This is a genomic window from Butyricicoccus sp., from assembly GCF_050872565.1.
Taxonomy (GTDB): Bacteria; Bacillota; Clostridia; order Oscillospirales; family Butyricicoccaceae; genus Butyricicoccus_A.
The window spans coordinates 1-4,454 of sequence record NZ_JBNMHC010000188.1 but is presented as its reverse complement, the minus strand read 5'-3'; the positions used below and the strand labels follow the sequence as shown (position 1 = coordinate 4,454).

Sequence of the window (4,454 nt, the reverse complement as noted above, 5' to 3'; positions counted from 1 at the left end):
CGTCCGCGCTCGTAGGTCTCCGCCATATCGTACAGTTCGCTGGTCGCCCGATGCAGAATCTCGCACGCACTGTCAAACAGATGCGAGTCGATTTCTTCATCCGGATAATCGACGACCGCCAAAAATTCCGCCACCAAATCAACGAGCTGCTGCCGGATCTCAAAGATATGGGTTCCGACAACACCGTCCAGCTGTGCCGCGGCATTTTCCGCCGCCTGTGTGGTCACAGCCGTCACCAAATCATGTACTGCCTCTGCGCCGGACAAGTCCATCTTACCGGCGAGAAACGCCCGCCGCGTAAATTCGCCCGGCTCCGCCTGCACGGCGCCCTTGGCAAACAGTGCGGACAGGGTTTCCGACAGCACCGCCGGAGAGCCATGGCACTGAATTTCCGCCATATCCTCGCCGGTATACGAGTTCGGTGCGTGCATCACACAGCACAGACAGTGGTCAATGACCTTCCCGTCCCGGCTGTGCAGCGCACCATACGTCAGCAGACGGTTCGGGCGCTCAGACAGCGCTCCACCGCCCTGCGGGGTAAAAATTGTATCAACAATCGCAAGGGTTTGAGGTCCGGAGACGCGGATGATTCCAATCGGTCCGGCAGCAGGCCCTGTCGCGACTGCGGCAATGGTCTTGCTCATAACATCATCGACCTCATTTCTGTCCGCGATACTTACTCCGCGTCATTTCTGCGCGGGCGCGGTGTTCTCGAACGGTAACCGCCGCTGCGCTGCGGTCTTGCGCCGCGCTCCATGGCAACAACGACACGGCGGTTCGGCTCCGTGCCGGTGGAGTAGGTCGTGACTCCCTTATAATCCTGAAGCGTTGCATGAATGATGCGGCGCTCGTACGGGTTCATCGGTTCCAATGTCATGTTTTTGCGATACTTCAGCACTTTTCCCGCCATCTTGCGAGCCAGACGCTGGAGAGACTCCTCGCGCTTTGCGCGGTAGCCCTCTGTGTCAATCGCAATGCGAATGTGCTCTTCCTTGCCGCGATTGATGGTCAGGGAAGTCAGATACTGGATGGCATCGAGCGTATCGCCTCTGCGGCCGATTACGGCACCCATATCCTCGCCGCGAATGTCCAGAATAATCTGGCCATCCTCCTTGACGGACGGGAATGCTTCGCCCTGGATGCCCATGCGCTGCAGCAGACCGTCTACAAAGTCCTTTGCTTCGCTCTCCGGGGTCGATTCCTCATAGGATACGCGGACACGTGCCGGAACGGCGCCGATGCCGAAGAATCCACTCTTACCCTTTTCCAGAACCTCAACGCTGACGCTGTCACGATCCATCTGTAACTCATCGAGTGCCAGCTGAACAGCCTCATCAATCGTTGCGGCCTGTTTTTCAATATACTTCGTCATACGTGTATTTCCGTCCTTTTACTCGTCGTCAACCTGCTTGCCGGCTCGGCGGGCAGCTTCCTTTTCTGCCTTGATCTGCGCAGCACGGGCAGCAGTTTCCTTGTCTTTTTCCTTCTGGACTTCTGCCTGATATGCCTTGAGCTTCTTCTTAGAAACGTTTGCAGCCTTTGCACCGCGGTACTCGGTCTGCTCTCCGGTTTCCTTCTTCTCCTTCGCCTGCTCCTCGAGCTTGAGCTTGTGAGCAGCCTCGCGGCGCTTGCGCGCCTTGGTCTCTTCGTCGTCCTCTGCCTTATCGAACTTGAGGATGTACCAAGTCAGTACCAGTTCCTGTGCAATGGAGAACAGGTTGTTTACGGTCCAGTAAACACCCATAGATGCCGGCAGGGTGAACGCAATCCACACGGACATCAGCGGCATGATAATCAGCATGGTGTTCATGGTGGAGTTCATCTGCGCGCTCTGATTCTGCTGCATGTTCGGGTTCTGCATGTTCTGGGTCTTTCTCATGACGAGAGAAGACAGCAGAGCCGTGCCGCCGGACAGAATCGGGATCAGCCACAGGATGTCCAGATGCGAAAACTGCGGGATCGCAGACAGGTCGATGCCAAAGAAGTTAAAGTCAATGTTTACCAAGCCGTTGGTCGCAAAGTCGGCAACCTTGTCCCAGTTTTCATGAACCAGCTTTGCCAGCTGGATCTGACCGGAAACCGAGCTCTTGTCATACGTCGTGCCCAGCACCTTGGCAATTGCCTCAATGGTGTCGTTGGACAGACCCATCATGTACTTCATCGGCTGACGCACCGCGTAATACAGAGCCATCATGATCGGCAGGGTGATAAAGGAGAGCAGGCAGGAGCCCATCGGGTTGACGCCCTCGCGCTCATAGAGCTTCTGCATCTCCTCGTTCATCTTTTCTCTGTTACGCGCGTAGCGCTTCTGGATGGCAGCGGACTCCGCCTGCACCAGATTCATCTTCTTCATGCCCTTCTTCTGCTTGTACATAAACGGCAGCAGAATGAGCTTGACAATCAGCGTAAACAGAATGAGAGCCAGGCCGTAGTTCTGAACCAGCGACCAGATCGCCATCAGAATCAGACCCAGCGGTCTTACAATAATAATTCCGAAAAAGTTTCCCATTTGATCCTCCAAATTGGGGTTTGTTGTCGTTTTCCGTCAAGGCACCGGATCATAGGGATTGTGGTGCGAAAACGGATGGCAGCGCAGAATTCGCTTGACTGCGAGCCAGCCGCCCTTCCGTGCGCCGTATTTCTCGATCGCTTCCAGCGCATAGGCGGAGCAGGTCGGCGTATACCGGCAGCATGGTCTCATGTGCGGCGAGATAGCGGAACGGTAAAATCGAATGCACAGAATCATGATCTTTTTCATCATGATTTATTTTCCTTCTTTCGTCTGTATCAGTCCCAGCTGTTTCAGGCAGCGCAAGTAGGCACGCTCTACGCGCTGATACGGTGCATCCACCGCGCGAAAACGTGCCACCACGACGAGATCTGTATTCGGCTGGAGCTCATCCAAGTGCAGTCTGTATGCTTCGCGAATCAGGCGCTTGATGCGGTTTCTCTGCACCGCGCAGCCCAGCTTTACGCCAACGGTAATGCCGAGCCGCCCTGCGCCGAACTTGTTGCGCATGGCGTAAACGACCAAGCAGTCCGAGGACGCGGAGCGGCCTCTGCCGTACAGTCTGCGGAAATCACGGTTTTCCTTTAAGGTATTCTTCATCGCCCGACTTCCTTTGTTCCGTATTGCGGAAAATGACGAGAGGCACTTGCATACACGCACAGACACGACCTCACGGCAATTTTCCTCTCCGGCTCGATAGATATAGTTCCGGAGCTGGCAGGTCTGGTTTGTCTCACGGCGCACAGCCTGTCCGAATTGTAATCGCGCCGCCTCCGCTATACACAGAGGATAATTTGTACTGATAACAGAAATGGACCGCTTTGCGGTCCATTTCTGTTCAGCGGTGAAGAGAAACCGGCAAATCGCCCGACGCTTCTCCCACTCATTCGTTGTCCTTCTTTCAAAAAAGAGAGCGTATCTTTCTCCCCCGAAACGCACATTTCGTGGAAAGACCGCATCGCGGAGCACGATCTCTTTTTTCTCCGTGCGCTATGCGCACAAGGATTACAGGCTCAGACGCTTACGGCCGCGGGAGCGACGACGAGCGAGAACCTTTCTTCCGTTAGCAGTTGCCATTCTCTTGCGGAAGCCATGCACCTTGCTGCGGTGACGCTTCTTCGGCTGGAAAGTTCTTAACATACTTAGCTGCACCTCCATTCACACTCAAATTCATTGCGTGCGTGTACAAGATACATTATAAGCATGAATTTCTCATTTTGTCAATGCTTATTTGCACATTCTGCTCGTTTTTCGCAGAAAAAAATCATTTTTTCAAGACTTTTCCTGTGGAAGCTGTGGAAAACCCTGTGGACACAGTGCAAAATTGATGGTATTATATAGACTGTACTGGTATCCGTATCGCTCGGAGCCAGTCCCATTTTATGCACTGCCATCCCAAGGGAGAGGAATGATACCATATGAATACACCTGCTGACATTTGGAAGCTCGTGCTCGGTCTGCTCCAAGGCCGACTCCAAGCGGTGACGCTGGACGCATGGTTTGACGACCTGACCGCCGTCGAATTCAAGGACGACACCCTGCTTCTGCACACACCGGATAAATTCAAAAAAGAAATCATCGATGAACGATACTTGCAGACCATCAAAGACGCCCTGCGCGATTTGTTCTCCGCAGACATCAACGTCATCGTGACCACCGGCGACGCGCCAACCCCCATCGCGCACAACAACTATCCGGAGGACGAATATACCTTTGAGCAATTTATCGTCGGCTCTTCCAACAAATTTGCCCACGCCGCTGCGACAGCTGTCGCAAACAACCCGGCAAAAAACTACAATCCGCTGTTTATCTACGGACAATCCGGCCTCGGCAAGACGCATCTGCTGTACGCCATCGCCAATGTTGTGCGCCGCGACCACCCGTCATTCCGTATCATCTATATTAAGGGCGAAGATTTCACCAACGAACTGGTCAACTCCATCGG

6 protein-coding genes and 1 pseudogene are annotated in these 4,454 nt (G+C 54.0%); 1 reads left to right on the top strand and 6 read right to left on the bottom strand.

Features of this window, described 5'->3' with window-relative positions; translation table 11 throughout:
- From ACR0P9_RS08285 to rpmH, 6 genes and pseudogenes are all read right to left on the bottom strand, one after another.
- Window positions 1–644: pseudogene (locus tag ACR0P9_RS08285) on the bottom strand (tRNA uridine-5-carboxymethylaminomethyl(34) synthesis GTPase MnmE); the annotation flags it as partial.
- Between the two features lie 32 nt (window positions 645–676).
- Window positions 677–1,372: an RNA-binding cell elongation regulator Jag/EloR gene (gene jag, locus ACR0P9_RS08280; protein ID WP_216471216.1), complete on the bottom strand. Its 696-nt coding sequence runs from the start codon at window positions 1,370–1,372 to the stop codon at window positions 677–679.
- 18 nt (window positions 1,373–1,390) lie between these two features.
- On the bottom strand, window positions 1,391–2,509 hold the full coding sequence (gene yidC, locus ACR0P9_RS08275; protein ID WP_432619109.1) for a membrane protein insertase YidC: 1,119 nt from the start codon (window positions 2,507–2,509) through the stop codon (window positions 1,391–1,393).
- A gap of 36 nt (window positions 2,510–2,545) precedes the next feature.
- Window positions 2,546–2,758, bottom strand: coding sequence for a membrane protein insertion efficiency factor YidD (yidD, locus tag ACR0P9_RS08270; protein WP_432619111.1), 213 nt, complete (start codon window positions 2,756–2,758; stop codon window positions 2,546–2,548).
- 6 nt (window positions 2,759–2,764) lie between these two features.
- Window positions 2,765–3,109: a ribonuclease P protein component gene (gene rnpA, locus ACR0P9_RS08265; protein ID WP_432619107.1), complete on the bottom strand. Its 345-nt coding sequence runs from the start codon at window positions 3,107–3,109 to the stop codon at window positions 2,765–2,767.
- A 405-nt stretch (window positions 3,110–3,514) separates the two neighbouring features.
- Window positions 3,515–3,649 carry a 50S ribosomal protein L34 gene (rpmH, locus tag ACR0P9_RS08260; RefSeq protein WP_432619104.1) on the bottom strand — a complete coding sequence of 45 codons (135 nt, stop codon included), beginning with the start codon at window positions 3,647–3,649 and terminating at the stop codon, window positions 3,515–3,517.
- Window positions 3,650–3,927: 278 nt separating this feature from the next.
- Here rpmH and ACR0P9_RS08255 point away from each other — a divergent pair.
- On the top strand, window positions 3,928–4,454 hold a 527-nt coding region (locus tag ACR0P9_RS08255; protein ID WP_432619103.1), incomplete at its 3' end, for a DnaA ATPase domain-containing protein.

Excerpts from the sequence above, each read along its gene's own strand:
- yidD (WP_432619111.1), bottom strand. The coding sequence starts at position 2,758 with ATGAAAAAGATCATGATTCTGTGCATTCGATTTTACCGTTCCGCTATC.
- jag (WP_216471216.1), bottom strand. The coding sequence starts at position 1,372 with ATGACGAAGTATATTGAAAAACAGGCCGCAACGATTGATGAGGCTGTT.
- yidC (WP_432619109.1), bottom strand. The coding sequence starts at position 2,509 with ATGGGAAACTTTTTCGGAATTATTATTGTAAGACCGCTGGGTCTGATT.
- rnpA (WP_432619107.1), bottom strand. The coding sequence starts at position 3,109 with ATGAAGAATACCTTAAAGGAAAACCGTGATTTCCGCAGACTGTACGGC.
- rpmH (WP_432619104.1), bottom strand. The coding sequence starts at position 3,649 with ATGTTAAGAACTTTCCAGCCGAAGAAGCGTCACCGCAGCAAGGTGCAT.